Here is a 21,780-nt window from a genome sequence, read left to right as displayed (position 1 = left end):
TCTCACGAGCATCAACTCTGATGAGTGGTGATAGTACTAGAACGCCTGCTGCTGCCTTTGTAGTGTAGTGGGTGTAGCTTGAACGGGTAGGTATCTTGCACAAGCACCTGCCTGTAGCAGTCCTGGCATGCCAGGTGCATAGCAGGCGGGTGCCTGGGGTTCCCTTATTCTGCCGAGAGAATGTAGGCGTAGTAGGGCTGGCCTCCGCTGACAACCTCAATCTCAAGATGTGAGTGGAGCTGCTTGAGCCGTTTGCAGGTTGCGTGTGCCTCTTCGGCGGTAACTTCTGCTCCATAGTACATTGTAACTATTTCATAGTTATCGATATGCATGCGTTGGAGCGTATCTTCGAGCACGGGCTGCATCTGCTGACCGGCAACGGCCAGGTTTCCATTGATGACACCGATGAAATCGCCTTCACGCACGCTGATGTTATGAATATTGACGGTGCGTACCGCGGTAGTGATCTCGGCGGTCTGGATGGATTGAGAAGCTTCTTTCATTGCCTGGCAGACGTCCTCGAAGTCATCCTCGTAGTTATAGGCCATCAGCGCGGCGATGCCCTGGGGCATTGTTTTGCAGGGAATGACAAAGACTTTTTTCTGCGTCAGGCCATCGACCTGCTGCGCGCTTAAGATCACGTTGCTGTTATTGGGGAGGATGATCACCTGCTGCGAGGGGGCGTTTTCTACGGCGGCGAGTAGCTCTTCAATGCTGGGGTTCATGGTCTGGCCGCCCGAAACGATTGATTGGACGCCCATGCCCCTGAAGACCTCTTCAAACCCCTCGCCCGAGGCGACGGCTACCAGGGCGATAGGTACCTCTTTTTGTGCAGCCAGTTCTGGCTCTTCATCTTCGGCGTGCTCGGCCGCGCTCTCAGCGGCGTAGGTCAGGCTCTGTTCCTGCAAGTTCTCAATATTGATATCGTTCAGGCTACCGAGGCTGACGCCATAATCAAGGATTTTGCCGGGCGTGAGCGTATGAGTATGGACCTTGAGGAGGGTCTCGTCGCCTGCCACCACTGTTGAGACGCCCCCCATATCAATAATGGCCTGGCGAATGCCTTCGACGTCCAGATTCTTGCCGCTGAGCAGGAAGACGACCTCGTAGCCGAACTCTTCCTCAACCGTGACACGCCCTTTTTTGGCGGCACGCTCTTTTTGCTGGAGCAGTGGTTGCAACTGGGTGACGGTTGCAGCGGGGCTAGCGGCCTCACCACGAATGTAGCGCAAAATGCCCTCCAGAATTGTGCAGAAGCCCTGTCCGCCCGCGTCAACGACGCCTGCCTGTTTCAGCGTGGGCAACTGATTGGGGGTATTGGCAACGGCCTGGCGTGCGGCCGAGACCGCTTCTTGCATTAAACCGACCAGGTCATCATCGCGTTCCGCGCTCTGTTTGGTTGCCTCAGCGGTCTCGCGTACAACCGTTAAAATAGTGCCCTCAACGGGTTTGATAACAGCGCGGTAAGCCAGACGCTGGGCTTGTTGAAAGGCTTCAGCCAGATCAGTGGCGGAAAAGGTTGGTTTCCCCTCTAGACCCTGGGCCAGTCCACGCAACGTCTGCGAAAGGATAACTCCTGAGTTACCACGCGCGCCCAGCAGGGCATCGTGGGCGAGGCGTGCGGCCACAGCCCCCGCGGAGGTTTCTGTCGTTTCTGCGATATTGCGGATGGCTGAGCGCATAGTGGCTGACATGTTGGAACCAGTATCCCCGTCGGGAACGGGAAAGACATTCAGGGCATTGATGGTTTCGCGATTTTCTTCCAACCACGCCGCGCCTGCCAGGATCGCTTTCTTGAGATCCTGACCATCAAAAACACTGATACGTCTGGCCCGCTGTCGGATTGAGCGCGGTGAGTGTTCCTGCATAGCGTCTGTGCTACCTTTTTTACTGTTTTTCTTGTGTGTCAGGTCCATGAAGGAGGCCCTGGACATTCACGTTGACTTGAGCAACGGGCAGACCCAACATCTTCTCAAGTGAGAATTTGACGCTGCTCATGATATTGTGTGCTATTTCGGAGATGCGCAATCCGTACTCTAGCACGACATAGATATCTACAATGAGCTGATCATTGACCACATTGACCCGCACTCCCTGATTCACATGTTGTGTTGAGAGCAAGATAGGCTCTCCATAGTGGAGGCGTGGGGAAGCCAGTCCTAGTACACCATAACACCCAGTTGTAGCCTGTACTACAATCGTATGAATGGCGTTAGGAAGGACTTCAATTTTACCTCGGGGGTGAGAGCTGGATTGTGGTTTTAGAGCATGTGCTTTTGGCATACGCAATTGTCTTCTCTCTTGCCAAATTAGCCTATATGGGTTATACTCGCATAACGTGCCAGGGATTCCCAGGCGAAGCACGAGTTGTCCTCTTGACAACGTAGATGTTTCAGCTTATCATCATTCTGGTTTTGCGACTATGGCAAACGGGTGTTAGCCCGAACTCCCTCGGCAGTAGCACAAGGGAGTAGCCACTGAAGCAGTATACCAGAGACCTCGATCATAAATCAAGCAGCAGCGGAACGTGTGTCGGCAGGCATGGACTTTATGGCTGTCGGAACCTCTTATATGACAAGCAGGTATCTATCACAAAGTATGTTTCCGTCGCAATCTGGTAGGAAGGAAGAGTAACATGGCAGCAGGTCGTTGTGATGTCTGTGAGCGCAAGCCCATGTATGGTAACAACGTGCCACACTCTCAGCATCGTACGCGCCGTCGCTTCGTGCTCAATGTACAGCGTCGTCGCCTTGAGGTGAATGGTACCGTGCAGAACGTCAATATCTGCACACGCTGCATGCGCACCATGAGCAAATTGCCGAAGGTGCGCTAAGCAGGCAGGCAGAAAAACAAGAAGGTACCCACAAAGGTTACTTCTCTCCCAGCAGGGAGGTGGTCTTTGCGGGTACCTTTTTGCGTAGAGAAGATTGGTTATCTAAGATATGACCTGGACCTTCGGCTCAGGTCCAGGTCATATCTTAGATAACCGGAATAGCTTTGCGGCGATCCTCGAAGCGGGTGCGCAGTTGTCCACAGGCGGCGGCGATATCATCGCCGCGCTCCGCACGCACGCTATTACTGATGCCACGTTCAAAGAGAATATTGCGGAAGGCGCGAATGGCGTCTGGACCTGGGGGGCGATAGCCAGCCGAGGTCGCATTCACGGGAATACAGTTGACGTGCGCGAACTGCTTGAGCGGGGCCAGCAGTTCGGCTAACTGCTGAGCGCGCTCCGGCGTATCATTGACGCCTGCCAGCAAGACATATTCAAAGGTGACCTGCCTTCGTGTTGCCGCGATATAGTCCTGGCAGGCAGCAAGCAGCTCTTCCAGCGGATACTTGCGGTTGACAGGCATGGTCTGGCTGCGCGCCTCATTGGTGGGCGCGTGGAGGGAGATGGCCAGGTTGACCTGGAGCTGCTCCTGGCTCAATTTGCGGATGGCTGGCACCAGGCCAACGGTTGAGACGGTCATATGCCGCGCCCCCAGGTTGAAGCCTGCGGCACTATTGAGGATGCGCAGGGCCTGGAGCACATTGTCGTAGTTGTGTAGTGGCTCGCCCATGCCCATCAAGACGATATTGGTGATGTGATCGATAGGTGTACTACCGGGAAGACCAGCCGCGCTCCAGGGGGTGGCGCGTAGCTCGCGCGCGAAGTGGAGCACCTGGGCGATAATCTCGCCTGATTGTAAGTGGCGATCAAAGCCCATCTGGCCTGTGGCGCAGAAGGTGCAGCCAAAGGCACATCCCGCCTGGCTAGAGACGCAGATGGTGGCGCGTGCGCTACTCTCGCCCAGGGGGGGATAGAGCATCAACACCGACTCGATCAATTTGCCATCGGCGAGTTCTAGCAGAATCTTACGTGTGCGGTCATCTTTCGAGCTCACCTCGCTGCGCACGACGAGTGGGCCGATACAGGCCTCCTCTTCCAGGCGCTGACGGAGCTTCAGCGGCAGGTTCGACATGGCCGCGAAGTTGTCGACAAGCTGCTGGTAGATCCAGCTATAGATCTGCTTGGCGCGAAAGGTAGCCTCGCCTCGCGCGGCTAGCCACTCCTGCAACTGCGGCAGCGTCAGCGTGAGCAGATCGGTTTTAGGTTGTGTCTGTTGTGTCATATTCATATCTGTTGTCGGTGTTGGAATCATAGTCCGTATATTATACTGCCTCAACCCGACTTCGTCCAATGTTAATTGGCTTCAACTCTGAGCTCGATAGTTTTTATTTTTGTCCAATCTTGTATATCGTTGAGCATACGAATTTATCGTATCTGCTGTCAAAGCTGCTGTCAAATTTGGGAGATTTTCGTTAGTTAACTCTGTTCTTGTGATTTTCAAGATCTGCATTGGTAGTCTCTTCTGAAATGTTGTTGAAGAAGGTCTGAAGCTCATTTACAATTTTATCAACATCACTTTCGAGATAGAATCCGTGTTTCCTTCCTGGTGAAACTATACGCTTTATTTTACCTTGTTGTACGTAGTTAGCTATCATTGCTCCACTAATATTGAGTCTTTCTTTGACTTGTGTAGAGGTCAAATATCCCTTTGGTGGTTGTTGTCTTGGCATTTTTTTACTTTCATTTGTATTCATTGGTTATAACGATACAGTCCTATTGGCTTGCCATTGATACTCATAAGAAGGTTAGAAGCTGGTTTATCTATTCTATTTCTAGCCTTCTTATAGTGGAGATGGGGAGAGTTGAACTCCTTTTGATGGGTTTTTAGTGCGGCTTCCATTGGTCTCCTATAGGCTTCTTGAGCCGGTTTATGGGATTATTCTTGCCTATTCTTGTCTAACTTTTTCGATGTCTGTTGAGCGGTTTTGCTCTCACTTTTGCTCTCAATTACTGTTGATTGATGTCTATTTTTCTTTGTATCCCAAAACAAACTTGCCTTTATATTCCTCCCTAGCGTATGCCTCAGGTTGGAGCGAGACTCCCAGGTCATTCAGATCAGCGACTGTCAGTGTCTCAGTATCAAGATCATCTTGGCAATAGTAGTATCGCGTGTCAGGTTCTACCATGACGCGATGATAGGCGCTCCCTCGCCTGTTACTTGAGAGTTGCTCCAAGGGGTCAACCTCGAAAAAGTATCTGGCCCAATAGAGCATGCAAGGCCACTTACTCTTGTCCTCACCTTTCAGTCCCCACCATGCTCCTCGAAATGCGAACAACCCCTCCTCACGTGTCACCTTGACACTGCTTGGTTCTAGCATGCGGATCTGCTCGTTACCTTTGTAGGGATGCAACTCTACCAGATCATACAATCTTACCTGAATAGAGCTCTGATCTATGGGATGAATTGAAAACTTCCCCTTGACCACCGAGAGGACGGAATGACCGGCTCCATCAGCCATATCTACAGAACCTGATGGTGAGAAACTCAATCGATGAAAGTAGTCGGAGAGGTGTGGGTTGGCCACAAGCGTTTTACACAAAGGGAATGCTACTTCAATCTCTTCTTGCATTCATTTTTCCTCGATAACGTTGTAAGCGAATCTATCAGAGATGCTCTTTTCATGTCCTCATTCTAACTGCTCTTCCTCTTTTTACACAAGAGTTTTCTCGGGCCTGTACTAGGGCGTAAGCTAGTATGTATCTCCTTTCTTTTAGACTCGCTCTTCACAATCCGTACCCAGTAAATGCTCCATCTTCCTTGTACAGTTGCTCGATCTCTTGGCTCGAAAATATTCGCCCTTTCGTCTCAAAGCTATCAACGACGCATGGCCAATGCTGACAGCAAGTATAGGCAAAGCGGACGGCTAACCGCTGACTGCCTGGTTCTCTGCCAAGATGGATATAGATCCAGGTTTGAAACTCACCGCCGAGCAACGCTTTGGTCTGGTCGAGTAACACGATGTCGTCCTTATCTAAGGGATTGCCTTCATCATCAAAGACCCCATCATAGCAGGGTATACGAAAGACATATACATAGGCCTCCCCATCAATGAAGCCTCCGAAGTACCCCGCTGCTGATCCTGGCGTCAATCTTCCATCGGCCTGAAGGATAACTCCCGCCAGCTCTTCTTCTGTGATGTCGTAGCTACTGTAGTGCCCTACTCCAGCACTCATAGTTTGAAAGGCTCCTTTTTTAGAAATATGTGATGCTCTATTATATCTTTTTGCTCGGGGAGAGTTGAATTCCACGACACGAGAAACTAGACACTCTTCTGATGCGGTTCCATCGGCTTGTTAAGCGGAAGGACGTTTTATTTTTGTCCAATCGTGACAAGTCGAATTTAGAAGAGTCTAACCTCTAAGATGTCAAAATGGATGTCAGAATTGCTACTCTATGGCTTTAATCAGCCTTCATTATCTCGTGCAGCAGATGTGTCTTTTATGACTGTGAAACGCATATTTCGCGATCCGTATAAAGAGTTTTCAACGGTTCTCAAAAATTGGTGTTTAGACTAATTTTGTATGAAGCGGCCTGGGGAGCGGACTGGATCCATTTAGCTATGAATTGTATGAAACCGCTTCCCGTCTGGCTTTACAAGAATTTAGTCTAAACGCCAACAAAAAGAGAGGAGAATGTAGGCAAAGCGTGGCAATATGCCCATAAAGTACTCAAGTACATTCTCATAGACAGATGCGAAAAAATGTTCTATACTAGAAGAAATAAGAGGGTTTAATATATGCCAGGAGCTGTGGGCAATGATTCGCGCGCATAAGATACGCCTCCATCCAACTGAAGAGCAGAAAGGCTATTTTGTCAGAGCTGCAGGTGTTTCTCGCTTTACCTGGAACTGGGCACTGGCAGAATGGAACCGACAGTATCAAGCGGGCGAGAACCCAACAGCCTTGAAATTGAAGAAGCAATTCAACCAGATCCGACGGCAAGCGTACCCCTGGACCTGGGAGGTCACCAAGAATGCCTCCGATCAGCCCTTCCTCGATCTGGCAAAAGCCTGGGCTGCTTATTTTGACGGCTTGAAACAGGGAAAAAAGACCGGTCGGCCCACATTCAAGAGCAAGAAGAAAAGCAAACTGAGCTTTTATCTCGCCAACGATCAATTCGAGCTTGGGGACCATCGGATCTGGATCGTGCGCCGTGTCGGTGCAGAGAGTAATACCTGTCACAGACAGGAGAGGTCGAGAGTGAAAACCTCTAGGACAAGAGCTAACCCGGAGGGGAAACCCAAAGGCGACTGTAGCATGCTCATAAAGCGAGAAATATCAGAAGGCATGTATGATAGAGTCTCGCAAGTCCTGTGTGCATGAAGCCCCGCTAGGGGGAGAGGTGAAACTGGCCAATTGTTGAACCTACGTTTCCGTGCGATGAAATGCGCATCCATCCTACCATGCCCAAAGGGATGACACTGAGAATACATCATAGGGGATCCAGATGATGGAAACACTCTCTCCAGTGAGCAGCGGGTAATGAACCCGATAGGAAACAAACGGGCACCTAAACACACTCAACGTTCTCTTTGCGCAAAAGCGGGATCGCCTAAAAGACGCGAGTCTCATGGCGACGGAGTTGCCATAGTAGTGCGCCTTTGTGTCACAAATGTCTCTCTTACCCGTCGGGGTAAGCTCACTAGAGCAAGGTGAGTAACACAGCGACTTACTCGCTCTCTTACGAGAGCGGGGACACCTTCACCCGAAAGGCGTGAGGGGAAAATAGCATGTCGTGCAAAATGCTGGTGAAGCTCCAGTCCCAGGAGCCAGAGGGAAGTCAAGTGAAGCTGTATATGGTGAAGTCTTGATTGGCTGAATCCAAGTCACGGCGGAAATGCGGCAGCCCACAGGAACGGGATAATCGCCTGTGTCCAACGTGCAGGGGAACGGTACTATTTTCTCTGCAAGCTCTCGTTGGAGCCAGCCCTCACGGAGAGGGAAATGACGAAATGGGCACCTACGTACAGACTGAGACATTTGATGGAACTGAGGGATTGCCTAAACTCCGTAAGGAGCAGGGTAACGGAGCGGCCATAGGAGTTTCCCCATGTGGGAGACAAAGGGTCGCAGGAGGCCAGACTCAAAAGTGGCGGTTGACATGGATGTGTCATAAGACCGCTATGGGAGCGGTGTTGAAAAGACACGGGCCTCTGGAGAGCTTAATGCATCGAAAGGGTGCACGTTAAGTTCGGAGGGGAGGGGTTGATGCTCCCGAGTAATCGGGACTTGGCCTCTTACCCTACCTCAAAGGCTTGGAGTAATGTCCGAGACATGGGGAAGGGCAACAGGTTATATGGGAGCGGAAAGGCAAGGGACGCGAAATGCGAAGAGCCAAACCTGAAAACTCCCAGAAGCTGGAGAGCCGGATGCTACGGAAACGGGCATGTCCGGTTCGGTGGGGGGCCGAGGGAAAAGGGCTGCCACAAGGCAATACCTCGCCCGCGGCCTACCCAACCCCAAGCTCGGCTGGGTGAATATGGCCGAGAAGTTGCGCTTTGTGGGCAAGGTGACAGGTGCGCGCATCACCAAAACGGCAGACTGGTGGTTTGTCTCGATTCAGGTCGAACTTCCAGATGCGATCCCGGTGAACAAACCGGCTGCATGTGGCATCGACGTCGGACTGAACCGACTGGCAACCTTGAGTACAGGAGAGGAAGTCGAGAACCAAACCTTCCTCAAAACGGCGCTCAAAAAGCTACGTCAGGCCAACAAACGCCTGCATCGCCGCACACTCGGCTCGAAAAACCGGGAGAAAGCACGCGGCAGATTGCACGCCTGCACTACCGAATCACCTGCATGAGAGATGATGTGCTCCACAAGCTGACCACCCGGCTCGCGAACTGCTATGGGATCATTGGCATTGAAGACCTCAACCGGAAGCGGGTTGCTCAAGAATCGTAAGCTCGCTCGTTCGTTCTCGGATGCGTCATTAGGCAAACTCTTGAACATGCTGAAGGCGAAGGTGGAGCAACGAGGTGGGCAAGTTATCAAGGTAAACCGTTTCTTTGCTTCCAGTAAAACCTGTCACGGTTGCGGCTGGAAGTGGGAAGACATGCAACTCTCAGATCGGGTGTTTCTCTGTCAGAACCCTCACTGCGCGTATGCTCAATTCGAGCAGGATAGAGATTATAACGCCTCTCTCAATATCCTGGCGGAAGCCCTCCGCTTGATCGGGCTCATTGATCAAGCCGTCTCCGGTACTGGCTCGGACGAAGACGCAAAATTGGCTGTGGACGCGGGGTAAGACCAAAAATGTGCTGGTTACATTGAGGCACCTACGGATGAAGCAGCAACAACGAACGATGTGAGAGAGCTATGCTCGCATACGTTTTCCTACATTTATCGGAGCAGGTTACGAAAACGACATTAGAGAAAATAGCAAGGGCGCTTCATGTGAAGGTTGCTGACTTAATAGAAGAGATTGCAGATAGTGGTGATTAGGAGAATAAAGCCTGGGCGAATACCCAGGCTTTTAAGTTGACACTGTATTGATTTATTTATTGCTTGCTATTGTACGATAATGGTAGCTGTCATTGATGGATGGACGGAACAGTGGTAACTGAAGGTTCCAGCCTTACTAAAGGTAAAGCTAAAACTATTGCCAGGGGCAAGCGCATTAGAATTGAAGGCTCCCTGGTCAGCTGTGACTGTGTGAGTCACGCTATCGTTGTTTGTCCATGTCACTTTGGTTCCCACTTTGACCGTGAGATTATTTGGGGTGAAAGCGAATTGCGCGATGGAAATACTATTCCCGCTGCTGGGGACTGTGGTTGGTGCTGTAGTGGGGACTGTGGTTGGTGCTGTAGTGGGGACCGTAGTGGGTGTTGTGGTTGTTGGTGCGCTAGTAGTTGCGGAGGCGCCACCGCATGCCGCCAGCGCCAGCAAAAGGCTAACAACAAATAGACAAAGCCAGGCTTTGGTCGCGGCGCTTGTGAGGTCTTTCTGGTTCATCTTTTTCTCCTCAGTTGTGAGATACTTTGTTGTATGCGTGTTGTCAAATGAACAAGGATACTTTACCGACAAGATGTTTTCTCTCGAGAAGCTTTTGCAAATGCCTATCACATTCAAGTTCCAAGGCATAACACGAACACCGCACCATATAGCAGAGTATGCTTTCGTAAACTCATAGTCTCTATTCTCCATAAACTAGGTCTTCAAACCGTGAACACAGATGAAGAATGCAAAGGCTGTCAATCCATAGAAGTATTTCACTTCTCCCCAAATAAATACATCCTTTCCCTGAATTACACCTGAAAATCTCCCACTATATTCCACAACTAATGCAGTTTTATTGCTTAGACTTTCCGTTGTATTACCTCCTCCAGGACGACTTTGGCCTCGCGCTCGCGCTGGGCGCTGCCTATGTGGATGATGAGCTGTTGGAGATGCTCGGGTTGAAGTTGCCCCAGGGCATGGGCCTGGATAATGAGGCGGGGGAAGCGCGCTTCGATGATTTTGAGCAGGATGTGATGCAAATTCTGGCACTGTTGAGCCTGTAGATCTGCCTGGACCTGAGCTTTGATCTCCTGGTAGATCCAGGTGTTATGCAAATCATGATATTTGCTTGCCATCGAAATTATCTCCTCTCTTCACCCTGGAAACTATACGTGCTTTATTTCTCTTATACCGCCCCCGGCTGGAAAAGCGGAAAGTCTGTCGAGAGAAGACGCGCAACCCTTTTGCGACTGGGAGAATTTCCTACTTAGCAGCGGGGAGAACGCAGTTGCTACGGAGCAGCGTCTGACTTTTTCTGTTTTGGGACGTATTATCAAGAGAACCATTTTGCTATGAGGCGTGGTAACAGCGGTACAAACGCAAACGTAGTAAGGTTAGCTGGACGTATTGGGGAGATTGGTAGAAAGTCTGGTAGACCATGGTGCAGAGTACAGATCAAGCGCAAAACGCTCAAGTATCCAGTAAGAATAAGAATAGTTCCGGTCGTGTGCGACGTGTGTTGCGCAACCGCAACTTCTTATTGCTCTGGTTGGCACAACTTATCTCCTTGACGATTCTCAATGCCACAAACTATGGCGTGATCGTGCTCGTCAACAATGTGACGCAATCGGTCTTTATGGCTGGCCTGGCTATTATTTCGTTTACCCTACCTGCCATCCCTTTTAGCGCCATCGCGGGCGCGATTGTGGATCGCTTGAATAAGCGCCAGGTGCTCTGGGTGAGTAACATCTTACGCATGGTGACGGTGCTGCTGATGTTCGTCTGCATTGTCTTCAACAGGAGCAATCTCTGGCCCCTCTTCCTGCTGACCTACTGTACCTCGCTGATTGGACAGTTCTTTATTCCCGCCGAGGGGTCGTCTATTCCCTTGCTGGTCGGCGAACGCGATCTGATGCCCGCTCTCTCGCTTTTTAATATCTCCATCACTATTTCGCAGGCCCTGGGGTTTCTTATTCTTGGGCGCCTGGTAACCTCGCTCTTCTCACCCTTTACGGTATATATAGGCAAGCTGGCCTTTAATGTGCAATCCATCGATATGCTTTTCCTGCTGGTCGGCGTGCTCTACGCGGTCTGCGCTGGCTTAATTCTGCTTATCCCATCGCGTTGCTTTGCCGAGTCGCACCTCAAGCAAGAGCGGGAGCCGCGTGGAGATCGGACGGTGAAGGAGACGCTGGCACGCCTCTGGGCAGACCTGGGTCAGGGCTGGCGCATTGTGCAGGTCGATAACCTGCTCTTCTTCTCGGTGGTGCAGCTTTCGGTTGTAGGTATCCTACAACTCCTGATTGGTGAGCTGGCGGGTACCTTTGTCCAGCAAGTGCTGCACCATCCACCCGAGGATATGGCCTTGATCCTGGCACCAGCGGGTATTGGTTTAGTGGGTGCTTCGATCCTGATGACCCCGCTGACAGAGCGGATTGGGCGTATACGTTTGACGTTGATCGGGTTTATCTCGCTCGCGGTAGGCTTCTTACTCTTGCCAGCCATGCAGTGGCTCTCGTTGCGCCTGGACCCGGTGCATGGTGCATCATCCTCCTGGCTGCTCTGGTCGGTCATTCTACTGGTGACATTGCTGGGCGTGGCTATGGCGTGCGTGAATATTCCTACAAACACGATTATGCAGGAGCGGGCGCCTGAAAATGGGCGTGCACGTGTCCTGGCTTTTCAGTTTATGCTGTACAATGCCGGCTCCATCCCCGTCTTGCTTTTCGCGGGTGCGATTGCGCAGTTTCTGGGCTTCAATCTTTTGATAGTGGTGCTGGCGGTCTGTATGTTCTTCTTCTGCTTCTGGGCCTCGCGCTTTGGCAAACGTCAGCCTGAACGCAGGTTGCAAGCAGATTCTACTCCCAATGAGCAGCAACGCCCCTCATGAAGATGTTTGCAGAGCCACAAAGTGGCGAGAACTCGTATTCATAGGCTACCTTCTGGTGCTGGAAAACCTATTTGTGACGCTTGTTCTGGCTGTCGCGTTTTCGTATAATAAGAAACTCATTTTCGAAGAAACTCATTTTTGCTACTATGCCTGCCTTATAATTGGGTGCTTGCCAGGCGGAGGAAGAATATGCCTGATCTATTCCATCTGAGTGTGATTGATATTCTGTTTGTGCTGACCGTTCTCCTGATGGTGTTCAATGGTATTCGCAATGGTGCGATATTTAGCCTGATCAACATTATTAGCATACCCATAGGCTGGTTTGTCGCGTACGCCTATGGGCCAGAGTTCATCTCGATCATGGCCTCTGACGGGTTCGCGGCTACTCCGCTGATTGCCTTTCTGGCGCTGTTTCTCGGCGTTGTGCTGATCTTTCATATCGCGGCAACGCTTATTCGTGGCACGACGCACCGTATTCCAGGCGTTGGCCTGGGGGATGCGTTGCTGGGTGGACTGGTAGGTTTTGTGGAGTCCTGGCTCCTCTGGCTGTTGCTCCTCATTGTGCTGGGAAATTTCCTGGCGAGCGCACAAAGTGGGGTCCCTCTGGGCATGCACGTTGATGCCGCGCAGTTGCGGGCCTGGCATGATTTTTACAATGACGCGGTCAATAACAGCCTTTTTGCCCGTGTGAACGCATTCTTTGTTCACGCGCTACCGCCACTACCGCAGCCTCCAAAGAGCTTCCTATCACCAATCCACTAGTAGGTAGTTGTGGAGAGGGAATAGAAGCGTGTGGCGTGAGCTAAGCTCACGCCACACGCTTCTATTCCCTCTCCACAACAATAGTTTGCGTTTCCCCTGAAGCTAGCGTACAATGAGCAGAGAGGCCAAAGAATGTAGCGTGCATGTAGAAGATCGGAGGACGTTACGACACATCGTTTGATCGATACCGGAATACGTCGGGGTCCAGAACGGGCTTACCTGGTGGCAGTTGAAGCTGATGAGCAAGAGGGGATGTGGGGCGCTGAGGACTCGCTTCAGGAATTAGAGGCTCTGGCAACGACTGCGGGCGCGGCGGTGCTAGGACGCATGATTCAACACCTGTCCCAGCCCGATGCACAGACCTATCTGGGCAAAGGCAAAGCCCAGGAACTGGTGGCACTCGATCAACAGCTCCAGCTCGATGTTATCATTTTTGATGATGAACTTACCCCCACTCAACAGCGTTCACTCGATAAGATGCTGAACGCGCGCGTCATAGATCGCACGGCTCTTATCCTCGATGTCTTTGCGCGACGTGCTTATTCCCACGAAGGTCGCCTTCAGGTAGAACTGGCCCAGGCCGAATATCGCCTGCCACGCCTGGCGGGCAGTGGGACTTATACCCGGCAGGCTGGTGGTTCCCTTGGTGGTGGTGGTGTAGGTGGCGCGATTGGTGTGCGAGGTCCAGGTGAAACTCGGTTGGAACTGGATCGACGCCGGATTCGCAGCCGTATTTCCGCGTTACGCAAGGAGATTGAAGAGGCCCGGAGTCAGCGCGCTCTCCAGCGCAAGCAGCGTGTGGCCCAGGGGCTTCCCGTGGTTGCGGTCGTAGGCTATACAAACGCGGGCAAGTCGACGCTGTTTAACGCCCTGACGGAGGCTGGCGTACTGGCTGAAGATAAGCTCTTTGCCACGCTGGACCCGGTGACGCGTCGGCTCTTGCTGCCCAACAATCAAGAGGCCCTGCTCTCCGACACGGTTGGCTTTATCCAAAAGCTGCCAACCCAGTTGATCGCCGCCTTTCGCGCCACGCTTGAAGAGGTGATTGAGGCTGACCTGTTGCTTGAAGTCGTCGACATCAGCCATGAGAACGCTTTTGAGCAGAGCGAGACGGTACACGATATTCTCGATGAGCTGGGAGCAGCCGCGAAACCCCGTGTGACCGCGCTCAACAAAATTGACCTGCTTACCGACCCCGATGCTCTTGATCCCAGTCTCTACAGCCACGCTGTGCCCATCTCAGCGGCTGAAGGCAAGGGCCTGGAAGAACTGTGTGCTGAAGTGGCTTCCGTACTTGCGGATACGATGGAGCAGCTAACGGTCTTACTCCCCTTTAGCCGGGGCGACCTGGTAGAACTGTTTCATCGTCGCGGCCTGATTGCCCATGAAGAACATGAAGATGAGGGGACGAGACTGGTGGGGCGTCTCCCCCGCTCGCTCGCAGGCTATTACTTCCCCTATATCCAACCCCTTGCCTGAACAATGGCTTGTTTCTCCTCAGCACCTGCGGTGCTTCGTACTTAGGGTAAATATGTGTGGTGGCAGTGTGGCTCCGCCACACTGCCACCACACATATTTACCCTAAGTACGAAGAGGTGACTGTGCCTATGACCCGATGTGCAAACTTGCGCAAACAGGGACGAGCGACAGAGCCGGAATGCAGGAACAGGGTCCAGGGGCAGAGCCCCTGGCGGGGTTTGGGGCTTCCTTTCCGCTCACCTGAGCCGACAGGCTAGGTGCGAAAGTGCCGCGGCGCCCCCGAATGGGGGTTGGTGAGCGGAATAAGGAACCAGTCCCCAATTTATTTCCCCCTTGCCGCCGCAGGCGGCAGAAACAATTTGCACATAGCATCACTCAGGAACGAGGCATAACAAGAAAATAGCAGGCAGATAGTTACAAGGGCTATGAACTGTACAGAAAAATACTAAATGTGATATGGTAAGAGGCGATACTCTCAAATATATACCTGTAGAGTATGGGTATTAATTGCTAGATGTTTTTGCTATTCTTTTGCTGAAAGTGCCAGGGAAGCGCTATGGCTGAACTACATCCTAAGTTGAAGAGTCGACCGATACCTCTGCGTGTCCGCTTGCGTGCTGCACCCAGTGTTGAGCAGCATGAGCGTGCTCAGGTGGCTGAAGAGCAGGCTATAGCGGAAGTACTCTCCACCCAGTCCATGCCCAATGGTGAGGCCAAGGGATTATTTTCCTATGCCCTTGATGACGTCTCGCAGCGGCGGGGCCTGCATATCAAGGAGCTGCTACGCCTGGGGAATCTCTTGCATGCTGACCTGCGCCTGGACGAGGTGCTCCAGCAGATTGTGGCCTCAATCGCAAATTGTACCGGATTTCGCGCACTGGCCATTAACCTGGCCTATGAGCAGGAGCAGGTGACACGTGTGGTGGCCTGCATTGGTGTCTCAACGGAAGATATCCAACGCTTGAGGGAGAATCCAGAACCGCTTGAGGGGATGCTGGCCCTTATGCGTCCTGAATACCAGGTCAGCCAGAGCTATTTTATTTCACATACCCAGCTCCAGGAGAAGTTCGCGGACATCGTCAGTGTCCCGGCTGGCATGCTGGATAGCTATGAAGAAGGACGCTGGCATCCTGAGGATACGTTGCTCATCCCACTGTACAGTTTACGCGAAGAACAACTGCTCGGTATTCTCTCACTTGGGGACCCGGAAGACGGCTTGATACCATCGCGGGAGAATGTTGAGCTGGCGGAACTTTTCGCTCAGCAAGCCACGATTGCTATCGATAACGCGCGCCTCTTTCAGCAGCGCGAGGAGGAGCATCGCGCCCTGGAAGAGGGGGTGGCACACTTGCGTGAGGAGATGGAACAACTGCGAAGCGGTGATTTACGCGTGCGCCTGCATTCCCAGCACGAGAAACTCCAGCCGATTGCGGAGTCAATTAACACCGTGGTGGGCGAGATTGGTTCTCTGCTGAGCCGGGTACAGATGGTGACGCAGGCGGTGGACGAACATACACGCAGTGTGCGCCATAGCTCGGAGTCGCTGGCACGTAACATCGCGCAGCAAGAGCGGCAGGTCAATCAAATTTCCACCGTTATTGAGCAGATTGCCGAGCAGATGCAGTCGGTCTCACAGAAGGCAGCAACGCTTTCGCAAACACTCATGGAGTCAGTTGAGGTGACTAAGGAGGCGCAGGGAGCCGTTGATCGTGCCGTGGACGGGATGAGCATGGTGCGTGAATCGACCCTGGAGTCAGCGCGCACTATGAAGGCCTTGAGCGAGAGCTGTCAGCAGGTGAACGAAGTGGTATCGGATATCTCCGATCTCTCGGTGCGGATGCATCATGTGGCACTCAATGCCGCAATCGAGGCCACACGTGTGGGTGAACGTGGGCAGGGATTTGGCCTGGTTGCCCAGGAGATGCGCACTCTGGCAAGCCACGGTAGCCTGTCTGCTCGTAAGGTTGGTTTCTCTATTCGCAGCATTCAACATGAGACCACGGCGATGTCGCAGAGCGTGGAGCAGAATACGCAACGTGTTGTGATGCAGACCGAGCTAGTGATGCAGACCGGAGTGGCCCTGGAAGCAATTGGCGCCGTGACTGAGGAGTTTTCGAGTCTGGTAAAGAGTATCTGTGATACGTCTGAGCAGCAGATGCAGGGTGCGCAACTGGTGACGGGCTCTGTGCAAGAGATCTTGCGTATGACAGGTGATATCACACAACATACACGCGAGATGCAGAGCTCTTTGAACCACTTATTAAACCTCTCTGATGCCCTACGTTCGCGGATGTCTGTCTTCCGTATTTCATATGATCTCCAGATGTAGCAAGCGATTTCTCGCCTTCCATAGGAATATGGCATGGCAAGAGGGAGGACGGGGTCCAGGGGCAGCGCCCCTGGCGGGGATTGGGGTGTCCCCAAGTTCCTCCTTACCCTCTTGCCGCCGTAGGTGGCAGAAACAACTTGTACATCAGGTTAAGTAGGAAAAACTGCTCAACAAGTAATGATGCGATTCGGCGTTTACAGAGAAAGCCCAATTTCGACGATAGAGTTTGTAATAGCCAATTTACGAACTCGTTTGGGCCAGCGTCTTTATCAATTTGTGGCGGAGCAAGCGTGTTTTTCCAGCCTGTGGGTTACGCATCCCTTCAGTGTAGATGGCGTGTGGACCTGAAGTGTAGAACTGTTCTATGTTATTTGTTAGGGGAGCTTTTTGATGAACGCTGCGAGTAGTCCTCCAAGCTTCGGCTCTATTCGGTTTATAGCCGGGCCTTTAAATGGCCAGGTCTTTCAGCTAACGAAGACCTCTCTGGATTTTGGGCGTGATGGAGGCAACGATATCGTCGTGCCAGACCCCAAGGTATCACGTCGTCATGCACGCCTGTTCTGGAATAATGGCAACTGGTTTGTCGAAAATCTTTCCAGAACGAGCAATATTCTGTTGAATCAAGGAAAGGTTCAGCAGGGGACTTTGGCGCTTAATAGTGTTGTCACTCTTGGTGAAGATAGTTCTTTTGTCGTGCTGGCGTTACAAGCTCCCCCGCCTCACGTGGTCTCGAATGCGCCCCCACTTGTCCTTTCGGCCCAATCCGCGGCAGTCCAGGTTCCTCCTACGCCGGCGCCTCCAGGCCCAGCACATATAGCCAGTGGAAATCCACCCGCAATACCCGCTTCTATGGGAGCTCCTTCTCCCATACCCCCGGCAAACGGGGTCCAATTTGGTCCGATCGGCGCTACACCGCCGCCTTCGCCGGTTCCTGCTCAGCCTTCTGCCGCTGATCGTACCGCGATCGAGGGGATGCCTACGCTTGAGATTAGCAGTAATGTGCAGTACGGGACGCAGAAACAGGCCTTGTTGAAGCCCGTCATCAATATTGGGCGAAACCCGTCAAGCGATATCGTCATCAATGAGCCAGTTGTTTCAGCCTATCATGCGCAGGTTATTCGTGAAGGTAGCGATTGGGTGCTGGTACATCCTCATCCTTCGCGTGGCCGAACACTGAATGGCCTGCTCTATCAAGGCCGGATTATCCAGGGCGATGAGCAGTTTCGTAAGCCGCTTGTGCATGGCGACATTTTTCGTATTGGCGACGAACATGGTACCCTGGTCACGCTAACCTATGATGATGGTAGTGGTGTCTCCCAGGAGATGCCGCCAGATATTCATCCTATCCCGCTGAACACTCCGGTCATTACCATGGGGCGCGCGCCAGATAATATGGTAGTGCTGAATCATCCCCTGATCTCTGCGCACCATGCACACCTGGAGCAGGGACCAAATAATACGCACCGCATTATCGACCACAATAGCACGAACCATACCTATGTGAATGGGCAGCGCGTCTCGCAGCAGGCGCTTAAGACGGGCGATGAGATCCGTATTGGCCCCTATCGCCTGACCTATACAGGCACGCAACTGACGCAGTACGATGAGAGCAGTAGTATTCGTATCGATGCGCTCAATCTGAACAAGCGCGGCAATAATAATGTGGTGCTCATCAACGATATCTCGCTCGTCATCCCGCCACGCAAGTTTGTGGCCCTGGTAGGTGGTTCAGGCGCGGGCAAATCGACGCTCATGGATGCCTTGAATGGCTTGCGCCCGGCACAGCAGGGGACCGTACTCTACAATGGACAGGACTACTATCACAACTTGTCGGCCTTTAGTACGCAACTTGGCTATGTCCCACAGGACGATATCGTCCACCGTGAGCTAACAGTTGAGCGCGCACTCTACTACGCGGCCAAGATGCGCCTACCAAGTGACTTTACGAAAGATCAGATTAACCAGCGTATCAACGAGGTGCTGGAAGATGTGGAGATGACTGAGCGCCGGAAGCTCTTGGTCAACAAGCTTTCGGGCGGGCAGCGTAAACGTGTCTCTATCGCTCTGGAACTCCTGGCGAATCCAAGCATCTTCTTTCTGGATGAACCAACCTCGGGCCTTGACCCAGGCCTGGATCGTAAGATGATGTTCCTCTTACGGCGCCTGGCCGACCGTGGGCGTACGATTATCCTGGTGACGCACGCGACAAATAATATTAACGCCTGTGATTATGTCTGTTTCCTCTGTCAAGGAGGGCGCCTGGCCTACTTTGGTCAGCCCAACGAGGCCAAGACCTACTTCAATAAGACCGACTTTGCGGAAATCTATAGCTCTCTGGAGCCATCGAAGGATCACCCAACTATTCCGGCTGAGGCCGAAGAGCGCTTTAAGGCTTCGCCCCTGTACTATAAATATGTTGTGGCCCCCTTGAACGAGGGCCAGGCCAAGCGTGCCAGCATTCCGCAGTCCCAGAACCAGATCAAGCGAGCCAGGGGGGGGAATCCCTTAAAGCAGTTTATAATCATGTCGATGCGTTACATCGAATTGCTCAAGAACGATCCCGGCAACCTGGCGCTGCTCTTGCTTCAGGCCCCGATCATTGCCCTATTACTGGTCGGCATTATGCGCTTTGAAATTGGGACCGGCCTGTTTGAGCAGAAGAATACTGTCCAATGTCGCACGCAGATTCTGACGAATCAAGGACCACTGGCCCTGCCCGAGGCGAAAACCAAGGAGAGCGTGGATTGTGGCACGGTGAAGAGCTTCTTGCAGGATAACCAGGCGGGTCAGCAATTTGTGAAGCAGAAGAGCAATAATGTCGATACGGCCCTGCAAGATTTTATCGTGCCCGGCCTGGGCTTTAATGGGGAGACCTTGCTCTTCGTCATGGCCTTTGCCACTGTTCTCTTCGGCTGCATCAATGGCTCGCGTGAAATCGTCAAGGAGGCCCATATCTACCGGCGCGAGCGCGCGGTTAATCTGGGTATCATCCCCTACATGTTCTCAAAGATCGTGGTGCTGGGGATTCTGTGTCTCTTCCAGAGCGCGGTGCTGCTGTTTATTGTCGAACTGGGCGAGCCTCTGGTGACAAGTGTCTTTCTGCCGCCCATCTTAGAGGTATATATCACGTTGGTGCTGACCTCTCTGGCGGGCTTGATGATTGGCCTGGCTATCTCAGCGCTCTCGCCGAACAATGACCGCGCTGTAAGCTTTGTCCCAATTATTCTGATCCCGCAGGTCATCTTCTCAGGCGCGATTATCCCCTTTAAAGATAAGGCCATGCAGGCGCTCGCCTTCCTGTTCCCCACGCGCTGGGCCATGACGGCGCTTGGTTCCTCGGCGGGCCTGCACAGCGATAAGATCAATGGCGACAAACTGTTTGGCGATGACTTTACCTTCCATGGAACCATCTTCTCTACCTTTAGCCATACAGATGCGGTACAGCGTATTCTGATGTCCTGGGCCGCTCTGGGTGTCTTTATAATCATCCTGACGATTGTGGTTGGAGTCTGTCTCAAGAGCAAGGACGTGAAGGTATAACTCATTAATTAAAGTAAAAAGATGTGATGGAGCTAGCGTCCATCACATCTTTTACTTTAATGGCGATACCAGAACTGGTCCCAGGCATGCCAGAAGGTGTCGGCGGTCGAGGTCACGGTGCGCGGACCCTCGATCTTGACGCCGGGCCGGTTGACAAAATCGCGCGCGTTATCGGACGAGGCAAGCTCAACTTTAAAGGTAACCGGCCCCTCGAATTTCAGGGGTTTGGGCCAGTTCTTTAAGCTGAGGGCCTGGGCCACGCGCATCTCGATGAGCGAGCAGGCATCTTTAGGTGCCATATTGACGGATGAGAAGCGTCCCAGGCCCTTTTTTACCTGTGCTGTGACCACCTCTGTCCCCAGCAATTGCTGAACCTCGCGGCAGGTCGCGGCATCGCCAGAGGTGAAGGCGACGGGCACATCCCAGCAGCCTGCAATCGCGGCCAGGATGCCGCTCTCTCCCACCAGGGTTCCATTGATCGAGGCGTTATGCCAGGACTCGCTTGAGACGGTGTGGCAGAGAACGCCATCGGGGACGCCCGCCATGGCGTGAGCGCCAACAAAGAGAATCGCGTCACACCCTTGCTCAAAAGCCTCGATATACCTGGCCCAGGGGTGACCGAAGACGTACTCTGCGCCCGACTCCAGGCGTTCAGGAACAAAGCTCTTAAAATTATGCGCGCCGCCCGCACCGTGACAGTCGACCACGACCACGTCACGCGCTCCTGCCGCACGCGCTCCACGGACCGCCGCGTTCATTTCATCGGTGTAGAGCTTGCGACATTCTTCATAAATAGCTGTGCCGCTGGAGACCTGCTCCCACGTTTCGATGCAAGAGACGCCTTCCATATCGCAGAAAATAACTACACGCATACTCTCCTCGCTTTCATGCTTATAAATAAATAATGAGTAGGTGGTGTGGGGAGCCATGACAGGCTTCGTCTGTCATGGCTCCCCACACCACCTACTCATTATACCCATTTACGCACGTTTGCTGCGAGGGCGGGTGCGTCGCTGAGGGCGCTGCTTAATCACGGGAGGATCGTATTCGCGGTAGACGCGTTTGCCTATCCGCCAGCCTATAAAGCCACAGACAATGGCTCCCAGCACGGAGAGGGGAACGAGCCAGGAATAATTCTGTATAGGTTGATTAGTGATCAGGAGTGAGAGGCCGACGGTCAGCATGAGAAATGCCATCAGGCCAATAACTGAACCGAGGCAGCAGCCTAGTGGGCCTCCGCTGGGTTCAAAATCTTCAGGGAAAAAAGGGCGTGGCGCGTCAGAGGGAGCCTTTTCGCTTTCTGAAGCGTCCTTCTTCTCGCCCTCAAGGGAGGCAGAAGCTTCTTCTACCTGTGGCTCTGTCTGGGGTTGCTCGTTATCTGGTGCTGTGGACACGAAGCGACTTCCTCCTGCTTCTGGACGTGAATATAAAAAAAGATATCTGGCCCGC

At 52.6% G+C, this 21,780-nt stretch carries 17 protein-coding genes and 2 pseudogenes; 9 read left to right on the top strand and 10 right to left on the bottom strand.

From position 1 onward, the window contains the following. Positions 1 to 164: 164 nt before the first annotated feature. Both KRAC_RS25255 and KRAC_RS25250 read right to left on the bottom strand, forming a co-directional pair. Positions 165 to 1,868 carry a DAK2 domain-containing protein gene (locus KRAC_RS25255; RefSeq protein WP_052568568.1) on the bottom strand — a complete coding sequence of 568 codons (1,704 nt, stop codon included), beginning with the start codon at positions 1,866 to 1,868 and terminating at the stop codon, positions 165 to 167. Between the two features lie 19 nt (positions 1,869 to 1,887). Further along, the gene (locus KRAC_RS25250) at positions 1,888 to 2,283 is read right to left on the bottom strand and encodes an Asp23/Gls24 family envelope stress response protein (protein ID WP_052568566.1); all 396 of its coding nucleotides are present in this window, start codon (positions 2,281 to 2,283) and stop codon (positions 1,888 to 1,890) included. A gap of 352 nt (positions 2,284 to 2,635) precedes the next feature. Between KRAC_RS25250 and rpmB the strand changes: the two genes are divergently transcribed. Continuing rightward, positions 2,636 to 2,833 carry a 50S ribosomal protein L28 gene (gene rpmB / locus KRAC_RS25245; protein ID WP_007912051.1) on the top strand — a complete coding sequence of 66 codons (198 nt, stop codon included), beginning with the start codon at positions 2,636 to 2,638 and terminating at the stop codon, positions 2,831 to 2,833. Between the two features lie 145 nt (positions 2,834 to 2,978). Here the strand turns inward: rpmB and rlmN are convergent, their stop codons facing one another. From rlmN to KRAC_RS25225, 4 genes are all read right to left on the bottom strand, one after another. After that, the gene (rlmN, locus tag KRAC_RS25240; protein ID WP_040444129.1) at positions 2,979 to 4,115 is read right to left on the bottom strand and encodes a dual-specificity RNA methyltransferase RlmN; all 1,137 of its coding nucleotides are present in this window, start codon (positions 4,113 to 4,115) and stop codon (positions 2,979 to 2,981) included. Between the two features lie 190 nt (positions 4,116 to 4,305). Continuing rightward, on the bottom strand, positions 4,306 to 4,563 hold the full coding sequence (locus KRAC_RS25235) for a MerR family transcriptional regulator (RefSeq protein WP_157507036.1): 258 nt from the start codon (positions 4,561 to 4,563) through the stop codon (positions 4,306 to 4,308). A gap of 294 nt (positions 4,564 to 4,857) precedes the next feature. Continuing rightward, on the bottom strand, positions 4,858 to 5,463 hold the full coding sequence (locus KRAC_RS25230; RefSeq protein ID WP_007912042.1) for a hypothetical protein: 606 nt from the start codon (positions 5,461 to 5,463) through the stop codon (positions 4,858 to 4,860). A gap of 154 nt (positions 5,464 to 5,617) precedes the next feature. Beyond that, positions 5,618 to 6,067: a hypothetical protein gene (locus tag KRAC_RS25225; protein WP_007912040.1), complete on the bottom strand. Its 450-nt coding sequence runs from the start codon at positions 6,065 to 6,067 to the stop codon at positions 5,618 to 5,620. 582 nt (positions 6,068 to 6,649) lie between these two features. Here KRAC_RS25225 and KRAC_RS25220 point away from each other — a divergent pair. From KRAC_RS25220 to KRAC_RS79675, 3 genes and pseudogenes are all read left to right on the top strand, one after another. Continuing rightward, positions 6,650 to 7,039 (top strand): annotated as a pseudogene (locus KRAC_RS25220) (helix-turn-helix domain-containing protein); the annotation flags it as partial. A gap of 1,312 nt (positions 7,040 to 8,351) precedes the next feature. Further along, positions 8,352 to 9,140 (top strand): annotated as a pseudogene (locus KRAC_RS66470) (RNA-guided endonuclease InsQ/TnpB family protein); the annotation flags it as partial. A 71-nt stretch (positions 9,141 to 9,211) separates the two neighbouring features. Next, positions 9,212 to 9,337: a helix-turn-helix domain-containing protein gene (locus tag KRAC_RS79675; RefSeq protein WP_420795818.1), complete on the top strand. Its 126-nt coding sequence runs from the start codon at positions 9,212 to 9,214 to the stop codon at positions 9,335 to 9,337. A gap of 66 nt (positions 9,338 to 9,403) precedes the next feature. On the opposite strand, the gene KRAC_RS66465 is transcribed toward KRAC_RS79675, so the two are convergent. Beyond that, positions 9,404 to 9,847 carry a cupredoxin domain-containing protein gene (locus KRAC_RS66465; protein ID WP_007912038.1) on the bottom strand — a complete coding sequence of 148 codons (444 nt, stop codon included), beginning with the start codon at positions 9,845 to 9,847 and terminating at the stop codon, positions 9,404 to 9,406. Positions 9,848 to 10,191: 344 nt separating this feature from the next. Beyond that, positions 10,192 to 10,467: a hypothetical protein gene (locus KRAC_RS25200; RefSeq protein ID WP_007912036.1), complete on the bottom strand. Its 276-nt coding sequence runs from the start codon at positions 10,465 to 10,467 to the stop codon at positions 10,192 to 10,194. 302 nt (positions 10,468 to 10,769) lie between these two features. Here KRAC_RS25200 and KRAC_RS25195 point away from each other — a divergent pair, with 302 nt between their 5' ends. The 5 genes from KRAC_RS25195 (at position 10,770) to KRAC_RS62445 (ending at position 20,331) form a co-directional block, all read left to right on the top strand. Then, positions 10,770 to 12,221: an MFS transporter gene (locus tag KRAC_RS25195; protein WP_007912029.1), complete on the top strand. Its 1,452-nt coding sequence runs from the start codon at positions 10,770 to 10,772 to the stop codon at positions 12,219 to 12,221. A gap of 189 nt (positions 12,222 to 12,410) precedes the next feature. Next, the gene (locus KRAC_RS25190) at positions 12,411 to 12,983 is read left to right on the top strand and encodes a CvpA family protein (protein ID WP_007912023.1); all 573 of its coding nucleotides are present in this window, start codon (positions 12,411 to 12,413) and stop codon (positions 12,981 to 12,983) included. A 177-nt stretch (positions 12,984 to 13,160) separates the two neighbouring features. Next, positions 13,161 to 14,462: a GTPase HflX gene (hflX, locus tag KRAC_RS25185; protein WP_007912021.1), complete on the top strand. Its 1,302-nt coding sequence runs from the start codon at positions 13,161 to 13,163 to the stop codon at positions 14,460 to 14,462. 556 nt (positions 14,463 to 15,018) lie between these two features. Next, positions 15,019 to 16,791, top strand: a complete 1,773-nt coding sequence (locus tag KRAC_RS25180) for a methyl-accepting chemotaxis protein (protein WP_007912020.1) — start codon at positions 15,019 to 15,021, stop codon at positions 16,789 to 16,791. A gap of 390 nt (positions 16,792 to 17,181) precedes the next feature. After that, positions 17,182 to 20,331 (top strand): FHA domain-containing protein, encoded by a 3,150-nt coding sequence (locus KRAC_RS62445; RefSeq protein WP_007912019.1) that lies wholly within the window; start codon positions 17,182 to 17,184, stop codon positions 20,329 to 20,331. 56 nt (positions 20,332 to 20,387) lie between these two features. On the opposite strand, the gene KRAC_RS25170 is transcribed toward KRAC_RS62445, so the two are convergent. Continuing rightward, on the bottom strand, positions 20,388 to 21,203 hold the full coding sequence (locus tag KRAC_RS25170; protein ID WP_007912018.1) for a M55 family metallopeptidase: 816 nt from the start codon (positions 21,201 to 21,203) through the stop codon (positions 20,388 to 20,390). A gap of 108 nt (positions 21,204 to 21,311) precedes the next feature. Then, positions 21,312 to 21,725 (bottom strand): hypothetical protein, encoded by a 414-nt coding sequence (locus tag KRAC_RS25165; protein ID WP_007912016.1) that lies wholly within the window; start codon positions 21,723 to 21,725, stop codon positions 21,312 to 21,314. Between the last annotated feature and the right edge of the window lie 55 nt (positions 21,726 to 21,780).

It is taken from the genome of Ktedonobacter racemifer DSM 44963, from assembly GCF_000178855.1.
GTDB lineage: Bacteria > Chloroflexota > Ktedonobacteria > Ktedonobacterales > Ktedonobacteraceae > Ktedonobacter > Ktedonobacter racemifer.
The sequence above is the reverse complement of the archived record's forward strand: the minus strand, read 5'-3'. Positions and strand labels throughout refer to the sequence as shown.

Bases quoted from the DNA above. Each gene is read 5' to 3' on its own strand.
- KRAC_RS25180 (WP_007912020.1), top strand. From the start codon at position 15,019: ATGGCTGAACTACATCCTAAGTTGAAGAGTCGACCGATACCTCTGCGT.
- KRAC_RS25190 (WP_007912023.1), top strand. From the start codon at position 12,411: ATGCCTGATCTATTCCATCTGAGTGTGATTGATATTCTGTTTGTGCTG.
- rlmN (WP_040444129.1), bottom strand. From the start codon at position 4,115: ATGACACAACAGACACAACCTAAAACCGATCTGCTCACGCTGACGCTG.
- KRAC_RS66465 (WP_007912038.1), bottom strand. From the start codon at position 9,847: ATGAACCAGAAAGACCTCACAAGCGCCGCGACCAAAGCCTGGCTTTGT.
- KRAC_RS25230 (WP_007912042.1), bottom strand. From the start codon at position 5,463: ATGCAAGAAGAGATTGAAGTAGCATTCCCTTTGTGTAAAACGCTTGTG.
- KRAC_RS25255 (WP_052568568.1), bottom strand. From the start codon at position 1,868: ATGCAGGAACACTCACCGCGCTCAATCCGACAGCGGGCCAGACGTATC.
- KRAC_RS25235 (WP_157507036.1), bottom strand. From the start codon at position 4,563: ATGCCAAGACAACAACCACCAAAGGGATATTTGACCTCTACACAAGTC.
- KRAC_RS25195 (WP_007912029.1), top strand. From the start codon at position 10,770: ATGGTGCAGAGTACAGATCAAGCGCAAAACGCTCAAGTATCCAGTAAG.
- KRAC_RS25250 (WP_052568566.1), bottom strand. From the start codon at position 2,283: ATGCCAAAAGCACATGCTCTAAAACCACAATCCAGCTCTCACCCCCGA.
- rpmB (WP_007912051.1), top strand. From the start codon at position 2,636: ATGGCAGCAGGTCGTTGTGATGTCTGTGAGCGCAAGCCCATGTATGGT.
- KRAC_RS25200 (WP_007912036.1), bottom strand. From the start codon at position 10,467: ATGGCAAGCAAATATCATGATTTGCATAACACCTGGATCTACCAGGAG.
- KRAC_RS25170 (WP_007912018.1), bottom strand. From the start codon at position 21,203: ATGCGTGTAGTTATTTTCTGCGATATGGAAGGCGTCTCTTGCATCGAA.
- KRAC_RS79675 (WP_420795818.1), top strand. From the start codon at position 9,212: ATGCTCGCATACGTTTTCCTACATTTATCGGAGCAGGTTACGAAAACG.
- KRAC_RS25225 (WP_007912040.1), bottom strand. From the start codon at position 6,067: ATGAGTGCTGGAGTAGGGCACTACAGTAGCTACGACATCACAGAAGAA.
- KRAC_RS62445 (WP_007912019.1), top strand. From the start codon at position 17,182: ATGAACGCTGCGAGTAGTCCTCCAAGCTTCGGCTCTATTCGGTTTATA.